General features: G+C 43.1%; 15 protein-coding genes, 1 tRNA gene and 2 pseudogenes. 12 read left to right on the top strand and 6 right to left on the bottom strand.

All coding sequences use genetic code 11. The annotated features are described in order from the left end of the window. Positions 1 to 1,500, bottom strand: a complete 1,500-nt coding sequence (locus F5613_RS11220) for a potassium/proton antiporter (RefSeq protein ID WP_179399815.1) — start codon at positions 1,498 to 1,500, stop codon at positions 1 to 3. Positions 1,501 to 1,814: 314 nt separating this feature from the next. On the opposite strand from F5613_RS11220, the gene F5613_RS11215 reads away from it, so the two are divergent. Further along, positions 1,815 to 2,891, top strand: a complete 1,077-nt coding sequence (locus tag F5613_RS11215; RefSeq protein WP_179399814.1) for an AI-2E family transporter — start codon at positions 1,815 to 1,817, stop codon at positions 2,889 to 2,891. Positions 2,892 to 2,932: 41 nt separating this feature from the next. On the opposite strand, the gene F5613_RS11210 is transcribed toward F5613_RS11215, so the two are convergent. From F5613_RS11210 to F5613_RS11195, 4 genes are all read right to left on the bottom strand, one after another. Next, positions 2,933 to 3,014, bottom strand: a tRNA-Leu gene (locus tag F5613_RS11210). A 75-nt stretch (positions 3,015 to 3,089) separates the two neighbouring features. Beyond that, on the bottom strand, positions 3,090 to 4,106 hold the full coding sequence (locus F5613_RS11205; protein WP_179399813.1) for a S41 family peptidase: 1,017 nt from the start codon (positions 4,104 to 4,106) through the stop codon (positions 3,090 to 3,092). A gap of 4 nt (positions 4,107 to 4,110) precedes the next feature. Continuing rightward, positions 4,111 to 4,962 carry a DUF3316 domain-containing protein gene (locus tag F5613_RS11200; RefSeq protein WP_179399812.1) on the bottom strand — a complete coding sequence of 284 codons (852 nt, stop codon included), beginning with the start codon at positions 4,960 to 4,962 and terminating at the stop codon, positions 4,111 to 4,113. A gap of 5 nt (positions 4,963 to 4,967) precedes the next feature. Further along, positions 4,968 to 7,670 (bottom strand): DNA gyrase/topoisomerase IV subunit A, encoded by a 2,703-nt coding sequence (locus tag F5613_RS11195; RefSeq protein WP_179399811.1) that lies wholly within the window; start codon positions 7,668 to 7,670, stop codon positions 4,968 to 4,970. Positions 7,671 to 7,777: 107 nt separating this feature from the next. On the opposite strand from F5613_RS11195, the gene F5613_RS11190 reads away from it, so the two are divergent. From F5613_RS11190 to F5613_RS11180, 3 genes are all read left to right on the top strand, one after another. Continuing rightward, positions 7,778 to 9,322: a glycine--tRNA ligase gene (locus tag F5613_RS11190; RefSeq protein WP_179399810.1), complete on the top strand. Its 1,545-nt coding sequence runs from the start codon at positions 7,778 to 7,780 to the stop codon at positions 9,320 to 9,322. Next, positions 9,319 to 9,822, top strand: coding sequence for an FKBP-type peptidyl-prolyl cis-trans isomerase (locus F5613_RS11185; RefSeq protein WP_179399809.1), 504 nt, complete (start codon positions 9,319 to 9,321; stop codon positions 9,820 to 9,822). Before F5613_RS11190 ends, F5613_RS11185 begins: the two co-directional genes overlap by 4 nt. Before the next feature lie 118 nt (positions 9,823 to 9,940). Next, positions 9,941 to 12,595, top strand: a complete 2,655-nt coding sequence (locus F5613_RS11180) for a transglutaminase domain-containing protein (RefSeq protein ID WP_179399808.1) — start codon at positions 9,941 to 9,943, stop codon at positions 12,593 to 12,595. Positions 12,596 to 12,614: 19 nt separating this feature from the next. Here the strand turns inward: F5613_RS11180 and F5613_RS11175 are convergent, their stop codons facing one another. Continuing rightward, positions 12,615 to 12,917: a hypothetical protein gene (locus F5613_RS11175; protein WP_179399807.1), complete on the bottom strand. Its 303-nt coding sequence runs from the start codon at positions 12,915 to 12,917 to the stop codon at positions 12,615 to 12,617. Between the two features lie 154 nt (positions 12,918 to 13,071). On the opposite strand from F5613_RS11175, the pseudogene ltrA reads away from it, so the two are divergent. The 8 genes and pseudogenes from ltrA to F5613_RS11135 all read left to right on the top strand — a co-directional run bounded on the left by ltrA (position 13,072) and on the right by F5613_RS11135 (position 21,819). Continuing rightward, a pseudogene (gene ltrA, locus F5613_RS11170) lies at positions 13,072 to 14,478 on the top strand (group II intron reverse transcriptase/maturase). Positions 14,479 to 14,684: 206 nt separating this feature from the next. Continuing rightward, a complete protein-coding gene (locus F5613_RS11165) occupies positions 14,685 to 16,004 on the top strand; it encodes a TolC family protein (protein WP_179399806.1) in 1,320 nt (439 codons plus the stop codon). Between the two features lie 139 nt (positions 16,005 to 16,143). Then, positions 16,144 to 17,336: pseudogene (locus F5613_RS11160) on the top strand (efflux RND transporter periplasmic adaptor subunit). A 30-nt stretch (positions 17,337 to 17,366) separates the two neighbouring features. After that, positions 17,367 to 18,110 carry an ABC transporter ATP-binding protein gene (locus F5613_RS11155; RefSeq protein WP_068186722.1) on the top strand — a complete coding sequence of 248 codons (744 nt, stop codon included), beginning with the start codon at positions 17,367 to 17,369 and terminating at the stop codon, positions 18,108 to 18,110. 12 nt (positions 18,111 to 18,122) lie between these two features. Next, a complete protein-coding gene (locus tag F5613_RS11150; protein ID WP_179399805.1) occupies positions 18,123 to 19,343 on the top strand; it encodes an ABC transporter permease in 1,221 nt (406 codons plus the stop codon). A 57-nt stretch (positions 19,344 to 19,400) separates the two neighbouring features. Next, positions 19,401 to 20,462 carry a sensor histidine kinase gene (locus tag F5613_RS11145; RefSeq protein ID WP_179400023.1) on the top strand — a complete coding sequence of 354 codons (1,062 nt, stop codon included), beginning with the start codon at positions 19,401 to 19,403 and terminating at the stop codon, positions 20,460 to 20,462. Beyond that, the gene (locus F5613_RS11140; protein WP_179399804.1) at positions 20,459 to 21,220 is read left to right on the top strand and encodes a LytR/AlgR family response regulator transcription factor; all 762 of its coding nucleotides are present in this window, start codon (positions 20,459 to 20,461) and stop codon (positions 21,218 to 21,220) included. Before F5613_RS11145 ends, F5613_RS11140 begins: the two co-directional genes overlap by 4 nt. A 65-nt stretch (positions 21,221 to 21,285) precedes the next feature. After that, the gene (locus F5613_RS11135; protein WP_179399803.1) at positions 21,286 to 21,819 is read left to right on the top strand and encodes a 3'-5' exonuclease; all 534 of its coding nucleotides are present in this window, start codon (positions 21,286 to 21,288) and stop codon (positions 21,817 to 21,819) included. Position 21,820: the final 1 nt, after the last annotated feature.

Below are 21,820 nucleotides of genomic sequence, written 5' to 3'. Positions count from 1 at the left end.
TTAATTCTTTTTCATTGTGAAACCTTTTATACCCAATGATTCGTACGATTGGAGCAACGCTTCGTCGTTGTCCGATATCATCAGTAACTTATCGTTTTCGTGCAGTTCGGTATTACCCTTGGGTATGAAATATTTCCCATCTCTTTTAACCATAACCGCCAATGTGTGATCGGGCAGTTTGAGCTGCATCAGTTTGTTGCCGTGACTTAACACCTCTTTGGTGATGTCTATTTCGCTCATGGCCGACTTTATCTCTTCCGGCAGCTCAATGCCGAATTCGTCTTTCCTGTCCGGAGCGTCTGTGAGATGCAACCACCTGGCAACATGGGTTACAGTTGTTCCCTGTACCAAAAGTGAAAGGATGGTGATAAAGAATACCACGTTAAAAATAAGGTTGGCATTTTCGATGCCCGCTATCAATGGATAGGTGGCAAAGATGATGGGAACAGCTCCGCGTAATCCAACCCACGAAATGTAAAGCTTGGCTTTTGTGGTGAAATTCCGGAAAGGAAGCAGACAAAGAAATACGGTTATCGGTCGGGCGAAAATAATCATAAAAATACCAACCGTCAGTCCGATTCCAGCCACAGGAAGCAGTTCGTGGGGGTTAACCAGCAACCCCAGCGTGATAAACATTACGATCTGCCATAACCAGGTGAATCCGTCGAAGAAAGTTACAATACTCTTCTTGTGGATAATCTTCGTGTTTCCAACCACCAATCCGGCAATGTAGACAGCCAGATATCCGTTTCCTTTTAAGAGCGATGTGATTGAAAAGATGAAGAAAATGACTGCCAGCAAAAGTATCGGATACAGGGATTGATTCTCTACATTTACCTTATTAATGATCCATACCGATACTTTTCCTAAGATGTATCCTGCTATCAAACCTAATATTAGCTGAACGGCCAGCGAAATGGCTCCATCCAGAAAATTCATACCGTTACTCTGGATATAGGCAATCAGTATTATGGTAAGCATATAGGCCATCGGGTCGTTACTTCCGCTTTCCAGCTCGAGGGTGGGTCGAAGGCGTTGTTTGAGGTAAACCCCTTTGCTTCGCAGAATGGAAAAAACAGAAGCTGAGTCGGTCGACGACATAACAGCCGCCATTAGTAATGATTCTGCCAGTGTCAGTGTTTCGTAACCGGCAACCAGCCCTGTAAGCCAGAATATAAAATATCCCGTTATAGCGGTAGTTACCAATACCCCGAGCGTTGCCAATACAACTCCTTGCGATGCAATCGGTTTTATTTCGGATAGTTTTGTATCCATACCTCCCGAAAACAGGATGATACTAAGTGCAATCATCCCGATGAACTGGGCAATCTGCGGATTGCTGAACTGCAGACCCAGACCGTCGCTTCCAAAGAGCATCCCTATTCCCAAAAATAATAGCAGGGCGGGCAATCCGACTCTGAAGCCGGCTTTACCGGCCAGGATACTTACAAATAAAATGACTGAACAGATTAATAAAACTTCTTCGGCATTATGTAACATGGGCAATTCTTTAATTTATGATTTAAATGATAATTTGTATAAACCGGCTTTATCCGGCTAATTTTGATAGTTGGCTGTTAATATACCTATTATCAATGCGTATGTTACAAAAATAATAAAAAAAAGCGTTTTTTGTTGTAACTTAAGGTTTCAGTTTCCTTTTTTCTTGCTAATTTTAACAAATATAAAGATTGTTACACAGGAGTTTGGAGGGTGAATCTGATGTAATACTGTAAAATGTAATTCGGTTGCTGTTTATGTTATCCTTTGATGGAATAATCGTATTTTTACATGCATCAACAATAATTGATATTATGAGCTTTAAAGAACAATACTGGAAATATTCCCTGATTATAATTATTATTGCCCTGGGGATCGTGTTATTTATTGAATTTATTCCCTTCCTGGGCGGAATCTTAGGTGCTTTCACCATTTATATCCTGTTGAGAAAGCAGATGCTTTTTCTGGTTGTAAAGAAGGGATTCAAAAAAAACAGGGTGGCTCTTCTTTTATTGGCCGAGGCTGTTCTCTGTTTTCTGATTCCTTTGTTTTTTGTAGTGTGGTTGTTGGTAAATAAGCTTCAGCACCTGAATCTGGACACTGCTTCATTGTTACGTACTGCCGAGCATATTGCCGACCTGATCCGGATTAAGACGGGATACAATTTATTTGACAAGAAGAATATTGATATGGTGCTTGGACTGTTGCCTAATATCGGACAGGTGTTGGTGGGGAGTTTAAGTGGATTTGCCGTGAATATGGTGACGTTGCTTTTCGTCCTGTTCTTTATGTTGATAGGAGGGAAGGAGATGGAAAATTACGTGTATGATCTGTTGCCCTTCAATGACAGGGAAAAGCGGAATGTGCTGAACGAAATCAATGTAATAGTGAGATCCAATGCCATCGGTATTCCGTTATTGGGTATTATTCAAGGCCTAATTGCTCTTATTGCTTATCTTATATTCGGTGTTCCCAGTGCATTGCTTTTTTGTGTGCTTACCTGTGTGGCTACCATTATTCCTGTGGTTGGTACTGCATTGGTGTGGGTACCCCTCGTTATTTATCTATTCTTAACCGGCGAATGGGGTAATGCAATCGGTCTGCTGGCCTATTCGTTGATCATAATTACCAATATCGATAACCTGATTCGTTTTGTCTTGCAGAAAAAGATTGCGGATACTCATCCTTTGATAACAATTTTTGGGGTGATTATCGGTCTTTCCTTATTCGGATTTATGGGCATTATATTCGGGCCATTATTAATATCGGTGTTTATTCTTTGTGTCGATATTTTCAAAAAAGAGTATATTGAAGAGGGTGTTACTGCTGACAATGAGATTCTCCCTGATGAAGTTGTTCCGGGTGATGGTCAGGTTAAGGACGAAGAATAACAAAAAATCCCTGCAAGTAAACTTGCAAGGATTTCTGTTTGTGCGGCTGAAGGGACTCGAACCCCCACGACTCTCGTCACCAGATCCTAAGTCTGGCGCGGCTACCAATTACGCCACAGCCGCTCTTGATTGCGGTGCAAAGGTAATGCTTTTTTATAAAGAAACAAGTATTTGAGTTATTTTTATTCAATATATGATTTAAATTTTAATGTTCATCCGTTCGATAAGCTGCAATGCAGCTTCAATTAGGGTGTCTTTACCCCGTTGCATGTCTTCGGTAAGCATATTGACCTTCACGTCCGGATCGATTCCGAATTCGGTATGCTCCATAGCTGCATTTAACATCGGACTGGCAGAAAACCGGACACTCCATCCATTGGGAAGTTCCGAATTGAAAGGAAAACCACTTCCCCCCCCGGTGCGATCACCAAGAATGGTTGAGTGAGGCATCATCTTCATCTTGTTCACAAAATCGTTTGTTGCACTAAAGCAATGTCGGTTGGTGAGTACAACCACCGGACGCAGCCACCGTACACGTTCGGACGGGATGAGGGTAAGTTCGTAAGGTCTGGAGAAATCGTTGTGCCCGGTTCCTGTTTTATGTAAAATATAACCGGTTGTAATTTTATTATCAAGGAAGCGTGCAGCGATCCTGTCGGAATAGGTTAACGAACCTCCTCCGTTATCCCGAACGTCCAGAATAATTGCCTTGCAATCTTTGAAATACATTAAAATATAGTCCAGGTTGGTCTCCCCAACGGCATTGGAGAAGCTTCCGTAATAAATGTAGCCAACATCTTTGGAAAGTTTCTTGTATTTCATTCCACCCGCAATCATGTAATCGGTTCCGAGGTAGTTTTCCTGAATATCTTCCGAGAAATTAGCAGGATAGTCTTCATACCATTTCCAGTACCGGCTTACATCAAAGGAGGAGATAAGATTCGTGTGACCGTCTTTTAGTTCATTCAGCATTTCGCCAAGCAATTTGAATAGCTGATCTTGCTTCATGGTGTCGGTAACCTGCACGCTGTAACGGGCATACACATCGTTCCAATCTACATCCTTATATTCAAAGAAACAGTAGTGTTCGTCCATGATTTTCCAGAGAGCTTCGAAGTTTTCCCTCGGAGCAGAAGAGTACTCGTCGGCTTTCTCACACGAAAACAGCCAGAACGACACAAGGAGAAGCAGGCAATATGGTATGCTTTTTTTCATTATCTCAATAATAGGCACTGTTATAGCTGTTAGTCTTCTTAAGCTTTTTACCGCCAAAAGATACAAATTCTTTTACAAAACCGATAAGAAACGAATGAGATACGATGTGACTCTGTATCCCATTTACATCTGTATTGTAATAGGAATTGAGGTAGCCGGCCCGGATTGTGAAATTACCAACCGGAAAGTCGGCCGTAAGGTAATTGCGTATGCCGAATTTGTTGTGCAGTGAGCTGAATAGCACGACACCATCGTTATTTCCCAAATTGAATATTTCGTAATAAGATTGTCCGAAATGTGGAGAGAACATGACTCCGGATAGCGGGATTTCTACCTGATAACGTAAGGTTACCGGATACTCTTTCAGCTGAAGCCTATAGATAGCCATGGCCGAGAGATTCAGGTCAATCTCTGCCTTGGCAGAAGCCGGATTGTTTCCATTTCTTGTATTGTAAATAAAACCGAATAATCCTTTAAGAGAAGCACCGGTAAGTATCTTGAGATTTGGGTCGGGCAGGAAGTGGTAATGATATCCTAAGCTATAATCGGCAAACCCCGCAAAGGAGGAAGCTGTTTCGGCCGGATTACGGGTAAATGCAAGATCCAGATTGATAAACTGTTGCCGGGATACGTTGTAATTGGCCAGCCTTGTCATCTTCATCCTTTCATTAAGAATTCTCAGTCCCCATCCGGTGTACTTGAGGGGAGAAAGGTAGGAGTCTTTAATATTATACCCACCCGCACCCACAAGGGTTGCTTCATTGACGGACCATGGTTGTTCTCCTTTGTCTTCCTGGGCTGTAAGCGAAGACGAAAGATAAAGAGTTATGATCAGAAGGCTGACTATACGCTTCATAGGCTTTATTCATCAAATAGTTTCATCTGTCCCGTTATTTCATCCAGAATATCTGTATTGCTTTTATCGTCCAAATTTTCCTCATCCTCTTCAACCGTTTCACTTGTATCCTTGTTTTCCTGAGGGAAACGAACCGGTTCAAGTTCATTTACGGTTTCAACCTCGTAAGTTGAGATGCGTTTTCCTTTTGCTTTAAATCCTTTTACCGCAATAAATTCTTCGGCATCCAACACCAGGGTTTCCCTGAAGCTGTCGTGTCCGCCAAATATGACTTCGATGCGCGGATAGGTTTCATCGGTAAGAAGCAAGAGCCTGCTTTCTGTATTCTCGCCCAAAAAGTTTTGCTTACGCGAACTTGATTCCAGCTGGAACCGTTTCAGGTAATTGTACTTCTGGTCGGCATCCCACAGTGCGGCAGTCCACACCTTCGACGAGTCGAATTTTTCTATAATGAGGATATTATCTTCATAGTGATTGCTCAGGTCAAAATTGGTTGTGAAGAAGTCGCCATTCCGGCAAATTACCAGAATCAGGTCGTCGCTCAGGAACTCGCCCAAAGCCTCTCCTCTGCCGTCGTAGTTTAACCGGAGTACGTCTCTGTCGAACCAGACCTGCCTTCCCCCCAGAGTGGAGCTGCCTTTTTGCTTCAGTGTAATTTTATGCACCTCGGCTTTAGTGAGCAGATTACCCATGGAGGCACGTCCCTTGATTGCAATTGAACTGAAGTCTTTTTCGAATACAAGTAACTTCTGACGGGGTTTGGGTTTTAAGATAACCTTAACCGTTTCTGCTTCTCCATTGGGATTTGCACTAAAATACACAATCCTTGAGCCTGGAGTGCCTTTGGTTAGATCGTAGTCCTTGTCGCGCGTTACTCCGGTAACCGCAAATCTTTTGATGTAATGCGGAGCCGTTTTGCCATCCCGGTAAATTACGTTGTATATGGTGCGGTTGTCGTTCCGCTTAAATACATTCAGATAGAGAACGTTCTTTCCCACAAACATTTTGTCCGAAACCTTGACCACTTTGTAGGTTCCGTCGCGGAAGAAAATAATAATATCATCGATGTCGGAGCAATTGCATACGAATTCATCTTTCTTCAGACTCATTCCGATGAATCCCTCTTCCCTGTTAATGTATAATTTCTCGTTTGCCTCCACAACCTTGGAAGCCTCAATTGTGTCAAAATTGCGAATTTCGGTCATTCGGGGATAGTTCTTGCCGTATTTTTCTTTCAGCATGGCAAACCAATCCACCGTATATTGAACGATATTATTCAGGTGGTAATCTATTTTGTTGATTGCCTCTTTCGTCTGAGCGATAAAGGCTTCACTTTTGTCCGAATTGAATTTCAGGATACGGCCCATCTTGATCTCCATCAGCTTGAGAATGTCTTCGCGGGTAACTTCCCGAATAAACGATGGTTTGAACGGGGTTAGACGCATATCAATATGTGCTACAGCCTCGTCCATGTCTTTCGAATTCTCAAATTCCTTGTCCTTGTAAATCCGCTCTTCGATGAAGATTTTCTCCAGCGATGCAAAAAACAGAGCCTCTTCCTGCTCGGCTTTCTCAATTTCCAGTTCAGTTCGCAGCAAGTGGAGGGTGTCGTCTGCCGAATGGCGCAGGACTTCACTTACACCCAGGAAATGAGGTTTGTTGTCTCTGATTACGCAGCAATTGGGCGATATACTGATTTCACAGTCCGTAAATGCATACAGCGCATCAATCGTCTTATCCGAGGATACGCCCGGCGCAAGGTGAACGAGAATCTCCACATTACGGGCTGTATTATCGTCGACCTTCTTGATCTTTATTTTCCCCTTGTCGTTCGCTTTCAGGATTGACTCAATGATGGTAGACGTTGTTTTTCCATAGGGGATTTCGCTGATAACAAGCGTTTTATTATCAAGTTTGGAAATCTTGGCCCTCACCTTAACGGAACCTCCCCGTTCGCCATCGTTGTACTTGGATATATCGATAGATCCCCCCGTCTGAAAATCGGGATATAGGATAAATGGTCTGTCTTGCAGATAGGCTATACTGGCATCCAGCAGTTCGTTGAAGTTATGCGGCAGGATTTTTGATGCCAGACCTACAGCGATACCCTCCACTCCCTGAGCCAGCAGAAGTGGAAACTTGACCGGCAGGGTGATAGGTTCCTTATTGCGTCCGTCATACGATTGCTGCCAGTGAGTTGTTTTAGGATTGAAAACCGTTTCAAGAGCAAATTTGGATAAGCGGGCTTCAATGTAACGGGGCGCAGCAGCACCATCACCTGTAAGTATATTCCCCCAGTTTCCCTGGCAATCAATCAACAAATCTTTTTGTCCCAACTGTACGAGGGCATCACCAATGGATGCGTCTCCGTGCGGGTGGAACTGCATGGTGTGACCAACAATGTTTGCCACTTTATTGTAGCGGCCGTCGTCCAGACGCTTCATGGAGTGAAGGATCCGTCGTTGAACCGGCTTTAATCCGTCATTTATATGAGGTACAGCACGTTCCAATATCACATACGAAGCATAATCAAGGAACCAGTCCTGATACATGCCGGAAAGGTGATATGATACTCTTCCTTCTGTTTTTCCAGGTATTTTATATTCTGAATGGGTGGAGGTTTCCTGATTGTCGTTTTCGGTTAACTCCACTTCATTTTCCTTGTTGTCTTCGTTGTCGTTCAGCTCTGTAATATCTTCCGGTCTCATATATAATGCTAAATTTAGCTCATGCTTTGGCAAATATACGAACATAATCGAAAAAAATCACTTACTTTGCATGCTTTAAAGTTAGAATAATTTTTATACTGCGTAATATGGCACAAGAAGATGTATTTAAGAAGTTAGTTTCGCACTGTAAAGAATACGGATTCGTATTCCCGTCCTCAGAAATCTACGACGGCTTAGGGGCAGTGTACGATTATGGACAGATGGGAGTTGAACTTAAAAACAATCTGAAGAAATATTGGTGGGATAGCATGACCTTGCTGAACGACAACGTTGTGGGGATTGATTCTGCTATCTTTATGCATCCTACTATCTGGAAAGCTTCTGGCCATGTGGATGCCTTTAACGATCCTTTGATTGATAACAAGGATTCTAAAAAACGTTATCGCGCAGATGTTTTGATTGAAGATTATCTGGCTAAACTTGACGAGAAGATTGACAAAGAGGTTGCCAAAGCGGCCAAACGTTTCGGTGAATCGTTTGATGAGGCACAGTTCCGTGCTACAAATCCAAGGGTGCTTGAAAACCAGGCTAAAAGGGATGAAGTACATGCCCGCTTTGCAAAAGACCTGAACGATGCCAATTTTGAAGACCTTCGTGATCTTATCATCGAATGCGAAATAGTATGTCCTATATCAGGTACCAGAAACTGGACCGATGTACGTCAGTTCAATCTGATGTTTTCTACCGAAATGGGATCTACAGCCGACGGCGCCATGAAGGTGTACCTTCGTCCCGAAACTGCTCAGGGTATTTTTGTTAATTTCCTGAATGTGCAGAAAACCGGCCGTATGAAAATTCCGTTTGGTATTGCACAGATCGGTAAAGCATTCCGTAACGAAATTGTGGCTCGTCAGTTCATTTTCCGTATGCGTGAATTCGAGCAGATGGAGATGCAATTCTTTGTTCGTCCGGGAGAAGAGCTGGATTGGTTTGCCAAATGGAAGCAAGCCCGTCTGAACTGGCACAAAGCGTTGGGATTGGGTGATCAGAAGTACCGTTATCATGACCACGACAAGCTGGCTCACTATGCCAATGCCGCTACAGATATTGAATTTGAAATGCCTTTCGGATTCAAAGAGGTGGAAGGTATACACAGCCGTACAGATTTCGACTTAAGTCAGCATGAGAAATTTTCAGGCAAGAAAATGCAGTATTTCGATCCTGAATTGAATAAGAGCTATACACCGTATGTAATTGAAACCTCTATTGGGGTAGACCGCCTGTTCCTTAGTGTTCTGGCCGGTTCGTATTGTGAAGAGACTTTGGAAAATGGCGAAACCCGTGTGGTTCTGAAATTGCCAGCTCAGGTTGCTCCTGTTAAGCTTGCTGTAATGCCATTGGTAAAGAAAGATGGACTTCCTGAAAAGGCCAACGAAATCATAAACGATCTGAAGTTTGATTTCCGTTGTCAGTACGATGAAAAAGATTCCATCGGTAAACGTTACCGTCGTCAGGATGCCATAGGTACTCCTTTCTGTATTACGGTTGACCATGATACGTTGAACGATAATTGTGTAACAATCCGTTTCCGTGATACCATGTTGCAGGAACGTGTTCCTATCAATAAGCTGCACGATATTATTTCGGAAAAGGTTAATATGAAATCACTTTTCAAAAAAATAAACGAATGAAAAAATATTGGCACATACTTCTTGTGATGTTCTGCTTTGTCTTATCGGCTTCGTCATGTAGTGATGACAACGAAGAGGTTATTGATGAGGCCTGGAAGCTCAAGAACGAAGAGGCTTTTAATGCGAAGGCATTTGAGGCGGGCTATAACCGTATCGAATCTCAGGGAAAGGAAGGCAGTATCTACTATAAAGTTCTAAAAGCAGGAACTGGTAAACAGCCTTTGTACACAAGTACGGTGAAAGTGTACTACAAAGGATCGCTGGTTGATGGTACTAAGTTCGACCAAAAGCTATTTGAAGACGGCTCTCCTTTCACGACACTTGTTGCCGGACAGACTATCCTGGGATGGACGGTGGCTCTGCAACATATGCATGTGGGTGATAAATGGGAGGTTTGGATTCCGCAGGAATTAGGATACGGAAAAACTGGACAAGGAGAAATTCCGGCTTATTCGACATTGATTTTTGAAATGGAACTTGTTGAGATTTCAGCAATGTAACAGGAAGACAATTTTGTTATTACATATATGGAAGCCGCCACAAGAATTATATTGTGGCGGCTTCTGTTATTTCGGCTGTTTTTATTATTTTTGGCACTCATAATTATTTATTTAGACTATGCAAAAAATACAACTATTGTTACTGGTGGCAGTATTACTTCTGTCCGGATGTTCCGAAAAACACTTTATAACTGACGACGCCTACCGATCGCAGGTTGAAAAAGATTTTCAGGAAAAGCAAAGGCTATTGCCTGATGGAGATCTGTTTGCCGTTTTTAACGAATCATTGAGCTTGAAGGAAAAAGAGGCGCTAACATTCTTGTATGCTTACATGCCCATCGGAGACCTTACGGATTATGAGGGCGATCTGTACCTGCGAAGTGTACGTTCCACCTTTAAGGCTCAGCAGGAAATGCCCTGGGGCGATTCAATCCCCGAAGATATTTTTAGACATTTCGTACTCCCCATCCGTGTGAATAATGAAACGCTGGATGAAAGCCGGATTGTTTTCTATGATGAACTGAAAGACCGGGTGAAAAACCTTTCATTGCACGATGCAATCCTTGAAGTGAATCATTGGTGCCACGAAAAGGTAGTTTATACACCTTCGGATGCTAGAACTAGCTCTCCGATGGCTTCGGTAAAAACAGCCTACGGACGCTGTGGAGAAGAATCCACATTTACTGTAGCAGCCTTAAGAGCTGTGGGAATACCGGCCCGTCAGGTTTATACTCCCCGTTGGGCTCATACAGATGATAATCATGCCTGGGTTGAAGCGTGGGTGGATGGAAAATGGCATTTTATGGGTGCCTGCGAACCGGAACCGGTACTGGATCTCGGATGGTTTAACGGACCGGCTTACCGGGGAATGTTGATGCATACGAAAGCATTCGGACGTTACAATGGTCCGGAAGAGGTAATGAGCGTAACGGCCAACTATACCGAAATTAATGTGATAGACAACTATGCTCCTACGGCCAAAGCCTATGTGACTGTAGTTGATGCATCCGGAAGTCCGGTTGAAGGAGCCGATGTGGAATTTAAGATATACAATTACGCTGAATTTTATTCTGTCGCCACAAAAAAGACGGATAAAGAAGGAAAAAGCTTCTTGTCTTCTGGTAAAGGAGATTTGTTTGTGTGGGCATCGAAAGATAATAAGTTTGGATATGGAAAGGTTTCGATGGGAAAAGAGGAAAGTATTACAATTATACTTGATAAGACTCCCGGATATCAGACAACTTTCGAAATGGATATCGTTCCGCCGGTGGATGGCGCAATTCCTGCAACAGTAACGGAAGAACAGAAAGAAACGAATGCAAAACGTCTGCTTGATGAAGATAAGATCAGAAATACGTATGTGTCGACATTCTATTCCATCGAAAAGGCCGATTCACTGGCCAAAGCGTTGGGTGTAGATCCTCTTAAGACAGCCGATTATTTAGTGGGTAGCCGGGGTAACTGGAAAGAGATTGAGCAGTTCCTGATTGAAACCCCTCAGGAAAAGCGTGAGCTGGCTCTTGAACTACTGGGAGTTATTTCGGCGAAGGACCTAAGGGACACTCCTGCCGACGTATTGAAGGATCATCTGAACAATACGCCTGCTGATTCATCCTCATTATTTGCTACTTATATTATGAATCCCCGTGTGGCAAATGAATTTCTTACACCTTATAAGAAAGTTCTTGCTGCAGGATTTGAAAGTTCTTTCATTCAGTCAGTGAAAGAGAACCCTCAACTATTGGTGAAATGGGTAAGCGACAGCATCCGCCTGGCTGATGAATTGAATGCACAACGTATTCCAATCATGCCTTTAGGTGTATGGAAAGCCCGGGTAGCCGATACAGATTCCCGAAACGTATTTTTTGTTGCGATGGCCCGTTCGCTGGGGATACCGGCACAAATTGAACCTGTTGCAGGAAAAGTACAGTACTATCATCAGAATCAATGGATCGATGTAGATTTTACCGGTAATTTGCAGGATAATCCGAAACAGGGTAAAGTAACAGCTTCCTATAAAGCAATCAAATCATTACAGGATCCGCAGTACTATAGCCATTTTACCATTGCAAAGCTGGGAGCGGATGCCAAACTGCAGACTTTAAATTTCGAACGAAGCGGCAGCGCAGATATGGGAATGGGAAATTCATGGAGTGCTTTACTGAAAACGCCTCTCAATCTTGATGAAGGAAATTATATGTTGATTACAGGTACGCGTATGGCCAATGGATCTGTGCTTACAAATGTTACTTTTTTCTCTGTTGTTGCAGGAAAAACGACACAGATTGATCTTAAGATGAGGGAGAATACGGAAGAAGTACAGGTTATCGGCAGTATTAATGCAGAAGCTTCCTATCGTCCGGCAGATTCGGATAAAGAGCAGACAATCTTGTCAACAACCGGCCGGGGATACTTTGTGGTAGCTATTCTTGGGGCAAGACAGGAACCTACAAATCATGCTTTGCGTGACCTGGCCCAGTTTGCAAAGGAATATGAAGCATGGGGGCGTAGCATGGTTCTATTGTTCCCTAACGAACAGCAATTGAAAAATTTCGATGCCAAGGAATTCGGTACTTTACCCAAGACAATCACCTTTGGAGTCGATACAGATGCCAAGATTTCGAAAATGCTTGTAAATGCTATGAATCTGCCAAATGCAGATACGTTGCCTATATTTGTGATTGCCGATACATTCGGCCGGGTAGTTTTTGTTTCGCAGGGATATACGATTGGACTGGGAGAACAAATGCTGAAAGTTATACATAAATTGTAGTCAATAATTTGATGGAATGTTAGATAGAAGGTGGTCTCTTGGTGAGGCCACCTTTTTTATTGTTCGCCCAGCACGAACGTATTCTAACGGGTGTAAGTCCCCAACGCGCCCTAACAGCGGGAAGCGTCCAGCCAACGACAAGGGTGTTCATCGCGAGGTGTAATCTGAAGGAAGTCTTCGGCAAAGATCTGGCCTGACGAACAGAAACTTGATACCAAGGCTCACGAGTGTGGATTAGTTTGCAATACAAAACAAAGTCCGATAGCTGTTCGGAACACTTGGAGTAAATCAAGCAGGTATAAGATTGAAAGAATACGTCCATAACTGGGGAGATCTCACGGGCGAGGTCATCCGAGCAGTAACAACGAACCGTGAGAAGTCAGCAGAGGTCATAGTAACCGGGAAGGGAAAAAAACATCGACAACCTGGTGAAGGACTGAACTTTAATTAAACTGGAATTATTACATTATTACCAAATGGAAGAAACAATGCAGCAAACAACAGAATCTGTTGGCTGCCATCAGATGAATAGGACGGAATCCGAAGGGTATGATGGAGCGCAGACTTTTATGAGGATAATAGGTGAAAACCTAGTGGAAGTGCAGATAGGCACAACCAATTTGTTGGAACTTATCCTGAGTCCCGAAAACTTAAATCGATCTTATCGGCAAGTAATAGGGAATGACGGATCCGGAGGTGTCGATAAGATGGGAACGAGCGAACTGTTGCCATACCTAAACCTCCACAAAGACGAATTGATAGAGCAGCTACTAAAGGGTAAGTACCGGCCCAATCCGGTCCGTCGTGTCGATATCCCCAAGGACAACGGCAAGGCACGTCAACTCGGTATCCCTACGGTTGTTGACCGGTTCATCCAACAGGCTATAAGCCAAGTGTTGATACCGATATACGAACGAGAGTTCAATGACAACAGTTTTGGCTTCCGCCCAAACCGCAGCGCCCACGATGCGCTGAAGCGGGTGCAGGAATATGCAGACAATGGGTATCATTACTGCATAAACCTTGACTTGGAACGATTCTTCGATACAGTAAACCATAGCAAGCTGATAGAGGTGTTGTCACGGACAATCAAAGATGGACGGGTAATTTCACTTATCCATCACTATCTCAAAGCCGGCGTAATGGTTGCTCATAAGTATGAATCAACCGAGGAGGGAGTTCCTCAAGGGGGTCCGTTAAGCCCGATTCTAAGCAATATCTTGCTGAATGAGCTTGATAAAGAGTTGTCTCGCCGAGGTCATCCATTTGTACGCTACGCAGACGATTGTCTGATTTTGGTTAAAAGCAAGCGAGCCACAGAACGAGTACGAGACAGTATATCCACCTATTTAGAGAAGAAACTCTTCCTTAAAGTGAATATGGAAAAGACCATCATTGGAGATGTTCGAGGCATGAAATACCTTGGCTACTCATTCTACTGAAGGTCCAAAGGCAAGTGCGGTCTACGCACCCACCGTACAAGTCAAGAAAAGTTCAAACGCACGCTCAAACAAATAACCAAACGAAACAATGGAAAAGGTTATGCATGGCTAAAGCAACGATTGTCACAATACGTACGAGGCTGGCTAACTTACTACCGTTTAGCAGACATGAACCAATTTATCCAAAAGACGGATGGTTGGTATCGTCGCAGGCTAAGGACGTATATATGGAAGAGTTGGAAGAAAATCAGCACGAAGTCACATAATCTCCAGAAATGTGGTATAAACAAACATCAGGCTTGGCAATGGGCTAATACCCGTAAAGGATACTGGCACATAGCCAACAGCTGGGTGCTGCATCGGGCAATTACAGATGAGAGTCTAGACCGAGCAGGTTATCCACAAATAATGAGATTATATCGCCGTCTGCATCGTAATTAAAGAACCGCCGTATGCCGAACGGCATGTACGGTGGTGGGAGAGGTCGGAAAACAAAAGTAGGAAGAAAACTACTTTTGTTTTCCTCCTACTCGATTTGTCGGGATTAAAAGGTCGTTTGTCTATGAAATAGGGCGCTACTTATAATTTAATTGGTTGAGCTTTTTTGTTAAAGTAGTTTTGCTTCCGTAAGAAAATACAGAAGCAATATGAAACAATACATGCTTATTCTTTTATCCCTGTTGATTAGTGTTCCATTTGGAACACAGGCACAGGAGAAACCAACCCAATGGACACTCAAAGGCTGTCTTGATTATGCATTGGAGCATAATATTCAAGTAAAGAAAAGTAAGATCGCGCTTGAAGAGACTAAAGTGGATACCAAAACAGCCAAAGCCCAGCTTTTTCCGTCTCTTACAGCATCGGTAACACAGGGACTGGTTAATTATCCTTCAAATGAAGTGGCAACACATACCTCTTATTCGGGGAATTATACCCTGAATGCAAACCTGAAACTTTTTGATGGAGGCAAACGAACCACTGCGATCAAACAACAGCAGCTCCAAACCCAGATGCAGGAACTGGGTATTGAACAGAGTGAAGATGATATTGAGATTGCAATTACTCAAACCTATTTACAGGTTTTATATGCGTACGAAGCAGTCCGGATAAACGAGAATACGGTTGAAGTCTCGGCGGCGCAACGGGATCGTTCTGCCGAATTGCTGAAGGCCGGCTCAATTTCGCGTACAGACATGGCACAGATGGAATCGCAGCTTAGTACGGACAAATACCAGCTTGTTGTAGCCCAGACTAACCTGGAAAATTATAAACTGCAATTGAAGCAATTGCTGGAATTAAATATCAACGAGGAGATTTTTTTACAGATCCCCCAGTTAAGTTCGGAAGATGTACTTAGTCCCCTTCCCGATAAGCAGACTGTTTATCAAACCTCCCTGAGTGTGATGCCACAGATAAAAAGCAGCCGTATGAATATTTCCGTTGCCGAATTGGAAAAGAAAAAAGCCAAAGCAGGATACCTGCCGTCTTTATCCCTAAATGCCGGTTTAGGAACCGGTCATCTTTCCGGCACGGATTACTCCTTCGGAAGTCAGATGTGGAACAAATTCAACCAAAGTATAGGAGTTACATTGAGTATCCCTATTTTTTCCAACCGCGAAAATAAATCGGCAGTCGAAAAGGCCCAGTTGGCATACGAAAGCAGTCAGCTTGACTTCCTAAATGCTGAAAAGGAGCTGTTAAAGACTGTCGAGGGAGTCTACCTGGATGCAATTTCTTCTCAAAATCAGTATACCTCGGCGATTGAACGACTTAAATCTGTTGAAGAAAGTTATAAACTCACAGAGGAGCAGTTTTATCTGGGAATGAAAAATACATTGGAGCTGCTTACGGAAAAGACCAATTTACTTACAGCTCAGCAAGAAGTGTTGCAGAGCAAGTATATGTCTATACTGAGTATTCAGCTGTTGAACTTCTACCAGAAGAAACCGATTGATATAAATTATTAATTATTTCATTTCACTCTCTTTTTTGTTTGAAGTCTTTGTGAAAAGGCTTTTAAACAGGGGTAGCTGCAATATACTACCCCTTTTAAAAAAACTCAAAAGCAGACTGACCATATTAAAGAACAATATAATAGCAAGGCATATGAAGAATAAAAGGATCATAACAGGTGTAGGGATCGTAGCTGTTATTGCCATCGGTGCTTATTTCTTATTGCAAGGAGGAAAAACCAAAGACAGAATGACCCTGGAAACAGGGAAGGTAGTCCGGAATTCAATCAATACCATGGTTACGGCTACGGGTACTGTCGAGCCGATAACCGTAGTCGAAGTCGGAACACAGGTATCGGGTATTATCGATAAAATATATGTCGATTTTAACAGCCAGATAAAAAAAGGACAACTATTGGCTGAAATGGATAAAGTAACTTTACAAAGTGAACTTGCCAGTAAGCAATCAGCTTTGGCCAGCAGTAAGACTGAATATGAATATCAGCAGAAGAATTTTGCACGGAGCAAAACGTTATACGAAAAGAAGCTGATTAGCGATACCGACTATGAAACGGCTGTCTACAATTATGAAAAAGCAAAAAATACCTACGAAGGGAATAAAGCCGATCTAGTAAAAGTAAAACGGAATCTGGGTTATGCTACAATCACATCCCCATTGACGGTGTTGTTATATCTAGAGCGGTGGAAGAGGGGCAGACTGTTGCAGCTGGGTTCAGTACTCCAACGCTGTTTACGATTGCAAACGATTTGACACAAATGGAGGTGATTGCCAACGTAGATGAGGCGGATATAGGTCAGGTTGAGGAAGGACAACGTGTTTCATTTACTGTAGATGCCTATCCCAACGATGTTTTTGAAGGGCAGGTTACACAGGTCAGACTTGAGGCAACCACCACCTCAAACGTCGTTACCTACGAAGTGGTAATCAATGCTCCGAATCCCGATTTGAAGTTGAAACCCGGTCTTACTGCCAATATTACAATTTATACACTGGAACGTACAAATATTCTTACAGTTCCATCCAAGGCACTTCGCTTTGTTCCGGATGCGTCACTTCTTGAACCGTTGGGAATCACGCTTGCCGATAAATTGCCTGCTGTTACAGCCGGTAAGAAATTAGTCTGGCAGAAGAAGGGGATGGTGTTAACCCCCAGATTGGTAACAGTAGGAATCACGAATGGAAGTGTAACCGAGGTAACAGATGGTTTGAAGGAAGGCGAAGAGGTTGTTGTAAGTCTTACTTCCATGGCAGAAGCGACGGTAGCTCCGGCAGGAGAGAAGAGCCCGTTTATGCCTCAGCCTCCGGGTTCAAACAGAAAAAAGTAAGGGTTTGACTCTTTCTTAAATTTGAGTTGTATGAAAAAGGAAATAATAAGATTAGATAACATCAAGCGAGATTTTCAGGTAGGAGAGGAGACGGTTCATGCCCTTCGCGGAGTCTCATTTTCAATCTCGGAAGGCGAATTTGTAACGATCATGGGAACAAGCGGTTCCGGTAAATCGACACTGCTCAACATGCTTGGATGTTTAGATACCCCAACATCCGGCGACTATTACCTGGATGGTGTTTCGGTCCGGAAAATGGGCAAGAATGAAAGAGCTTCACTTCGAAACCGGAAAATCGGATTTGTATTTCAAAGTTACAATCTGTTGCCTAAAACAACTGCCATCGAGAATGTGGAATTGCCATTGATGTATAATCCGGCCTATTCGGCTGTTGCCAGGAAAAATAAATCTATCCAGGCACTGGAAGCTGTCGGCTTAGGCGACCGTTTGCATCATAAAAGCAATCAGATGTCGGGAGGCCAGATGCAACGGGTTGCCATTGCAAGGGCGTTGGTGAATGATCCGGTAATCATCTTAGCGGATGAGGCTACGGGAAATCTTGATACAAGGACATCCTACGAAATATTGGTGTTGTTTCAGGAACTTCACAAGATGGGGCGTACCATTATTTTTGTGACACACAATCCGGAGATAGCCCGATACTGTTCCAGAAACATTTTACTCCGGGACGGACATGTGGTAGAAGATCGCATCAATCCTACCATTCTTTCGGCCAGGGAGGCTTTGGATAAATTACCAAAAAATGAAGATTAAAGAAATTGCTTTATGAACTATACAAACCTGCTGAAGATTGCTCTCCGGGCATTGGCTAACAATAAAATGAGAGGGTTCCTTACCATGTTGGGTATTATTATCGGAGTAGCTTCGGTAATCACGATGCTTGCAATCGGTCAGGGATCCAAAAAAAGTATTCAGAGTCAGATATCGGAGATGGGATCCAATATGATCATGATTCAACCCGGGGCAGATATGCGTGGCGGTGTACGTCAGGATGCATCTGCCATGGAGACGTTGAAACTTGCAGATTATGAGGCTGTCAAAAATGAAACCCGCTATGTGAGTGCTGTCTCTCCTACGGTGAACAGCAGCGGACAACTTATTTACGGAGCCAAAAATTATCCATCCAGTGTATATGGGATCAATGAAGATTACCTGAGCATTCGTAAATATTCGATCGAAGAAGGTGATATGTTCAGCGAGCAAGATATATTGTCGTCGGCCAAGGTCTGTGTGATAGGTAAAACAATTGTCGACAACCTATTCACCGGAGGAGAGAGCCCTGTAGGCAAGGTGATCCGGTTTAATAAAATTCCGTTTAAAGTGGTTGGAGTTCTTAAGTCGAAAGGATACAACAGTATGGGAATGGACCAGGACAACCTGATGTTGGCTCCCTATACAACCGTTCAAAAGAGAGTCTTGGCAATTACGCACCTGCAAGGTATAACGGCGTCGGCATTGAAAGAAGAGTATACCGAACAAGCGATTGCGGAAATTGAAGATCTGCTCCGCCGCAATCATAAGTTACAATTGACGGACGACGACGATTTCAATATCCGGTCGCAGCAGGAGTTAAGCAGCATGCTTACTACTACGACCGACCTGATGACTGTTTTGCTGGCTTGTGTTGCAGGAATTTCGCTTTTAGTTGGAGGAATTGGGATTATGAATATTATGTATGTTTCGGTAACGGAGCGGACCAAGGAGATTGGACTTCGCATGAGTATCGGAGCCAAAGGACGTGATATTTTAGCTCAATTCCTGATCGAAGCCGTACTCATAAGTGTTACTGGTGGGCTCATCGGTGTTATTTTTGGCGTAGGATCTTCTCTGGTTGTCAATATTCTTTTCCGATTTCCCATATCCATACAGGCATGGTCGGTTGCTCTGTCTTTTCTGGTATGTACAATTACCGGTGTATTTTTTGGATGGTATCCGGCACGTAAAGCATCAGATCTTGATCCGATTGAGGCCATTCGATATGAGTAGATATAAGTATTGAATTTACGTATAAATTGTATCTTTGTGAAAAATAATGAAACTTTAATGAGCGAATTTGAGAGTAAAAGGCCGTTTCAGTGGCTAATTCACTGTGCAGCTTGGGGAGTTTTGTTCGGCCTGCCTTTTTTCTTTACCGGAAGAGAGGCGCAGCCTGTTACGCTGGAGAGTTATCTTCGGTTCGTGATCATCCCCTTTTCATTTATGATCGTTTACTATGTAAACTCATTGATGCTGATTGAAAAGTTTTTATTCACTAAGAAAGCATGGAAGTTTGCTGCATCCAATGTGGTGCTTATTGCTTCAGCCATGATTTTTGTGCATCTTATGATGCAATACCTCCCTAATCCTCATATCGGCAGACCTCGCCCCGAGAGAGAATGGCAGGATGCTTTTCTGTTTTTTCTCGGAAATGCCGTGCTTTATCTTTTGGTTGCCGGATTAAGTGTAGCAATTAAGATGACAAACAGCTGGTATAAGGTGCAGTCCGATAAAACAGCCCTGGAAAAAGAACGGGCAGAGGCCGAACTGAAAAACCTGAAAAGTCAGCTAAACCCCCATTTCCTTTTTAATACCCTCAATAACATCTATTCGCTTATCTCCTTCAGTCCGGAACGGGCACAGGGGGCCGTACACGAGTTGAGCAAATTGCTCCGATATGTTCTTTACGAGAACAACCAACACTTTGTTCCTTTGGAAAAGGAGCTTGATTTTTTGCGTAATTACATTGAGCTGATGCGTATCCGTCTGCCGGAGCAGGTGAAACTTGAAACCCGTATTGAATCGGGAGAAGCTTCTAGTGCGCTGATTGCGCCCTTGCTTTTCATTTCACTGATAGAAAATGCTTTCAAGCATGGGGTAAGTTATAGCAATCCCTCTTTCATCCATATTCAGATTATGGCAGCAGACCGATACAATCTGACCTGCGAAATAACCAACAGTTTCTTTCCAAAAAGTGACCAGGATAAAAGCGGATCCGGAATAGGTCTGAGTAATTTAAGAAAAAGACTGGAGTTGCTTTACCCTGGTAGGTATGTACTTGAATGCGGACAAGAAGGCAGTTTATTTCGGGCTGTATTGCGTTTAACACTTAAAGAGGAAAATGTATGAAACTTACCTGTTATGTGATAGACGACGAACCTCTGGCAGTAAGTCTGCTTGAAAGTTACGTAAAGAAGACTCCTTTTCTTGCATTGGAAGGAACGTTCAACAGTGCTATTCATGCGCTTACAGCCATCTCCGACCATCCGGTGGATATCCTTTTTTTAGATATACAGATGCCCGAACTTAATGGTCTGGAGTTCTCGCGGATCGTAGGCGGAGAGACACGTATTATCTTTACCACAGCCTTTGAACGATATGCTGCGGACAGCTACAAAGTGAATGCCCTCGACTATTTATTGAAGCCTATCAGTTACCCCGATTTTCTTACAGCGGCCAACAAAGCTTTGCAATGGTTCGAAATGACACGTAAGAATACCATTCAGGCAGACGGGACTGCAATTCCAGCTAAAGAGGAGATTGAGAGTATTTTTGTAAAGACAGAATACAAGTTGATACAGATAGCCCTTAATAAAATACTGTATATTGAGGGGCTAAAAGATTATGTAAAGATATATACGGAAGACGATAACCATCCCGTCCTGTCGCTGATGAGTATGAAGACAATGGAAGAGATGCTGCCCTCAAAGAATTTTATCAGGGTACACCGTTCCTACATTGTACAGGCACAGAAAATAAAAGTCATCGAACGGAACCGCATCGTTTTTGGAAAAGCATACATTCCTATTTCAGATAATTACAAACCCCGGTTCATGGAATTTTTGAGTCAGCGTTCCCTTCTTCCAAAAGGAAAAGATTCCCTTTAGCTATAGCTTGCACGTATAAATTCTTTCTATCTTTGTCTGAAATAAAAAAGCATTAAGAGGTATCAATGGAACGATTTGCAGCGATAGATTTTGAAACAGCCAATGGTCAGCGAAGCAGTGTCTGTAGCGTGGGGATTGTGTTGGTTGAAAACGGAGAGATTACAGATTCTATATACAGCCTGATTCGTCCTCGTCCCAATTTCTATACCCGGTGGACAACCGCTATCCATGGATTATCGTCGGCTGACACTCTTGATGCTGATGATTTTCCGGTTGTTTGGGAAGGTATTGCTCCGCAACTGGAAGGAATACCGCTTGTTGCCCATAACAGTCCGTTTGACGAAGGTTGTCTTAAGGCTGTACATTCTTTATACGGAATGAGTTACCCGGATTATACATTTTATTGTACCTGCAGACTATCCAGACGCCAATATCCCTCATTGGTAAATCACCAGCTTCACACCGTTTCGGCTCATTGCGGATATAACCTGGCGAACCATCACCATGCCCTAGCCGATGCCGAAGCATGTGCAAAGATTGCCTTAAAGCTTATGGAAGAAAAAGGGGTGTCCCGTTTGTGCGATTTGTTAATAAGATAGA

It is taken from the genome of Macellibacteroides fermentans, assembly GCF_013409575.1.
GTDB classification, from domain to species: Bacteria; Bacteroidota; Bacteroidia; order Bacteroidales; family Tannerellaceae; genus Macellibacteroides; species Macellibacteroides fermentans.
This window is presented reverse-complemented; position numbering and strand designations above follow the sequence as displayed.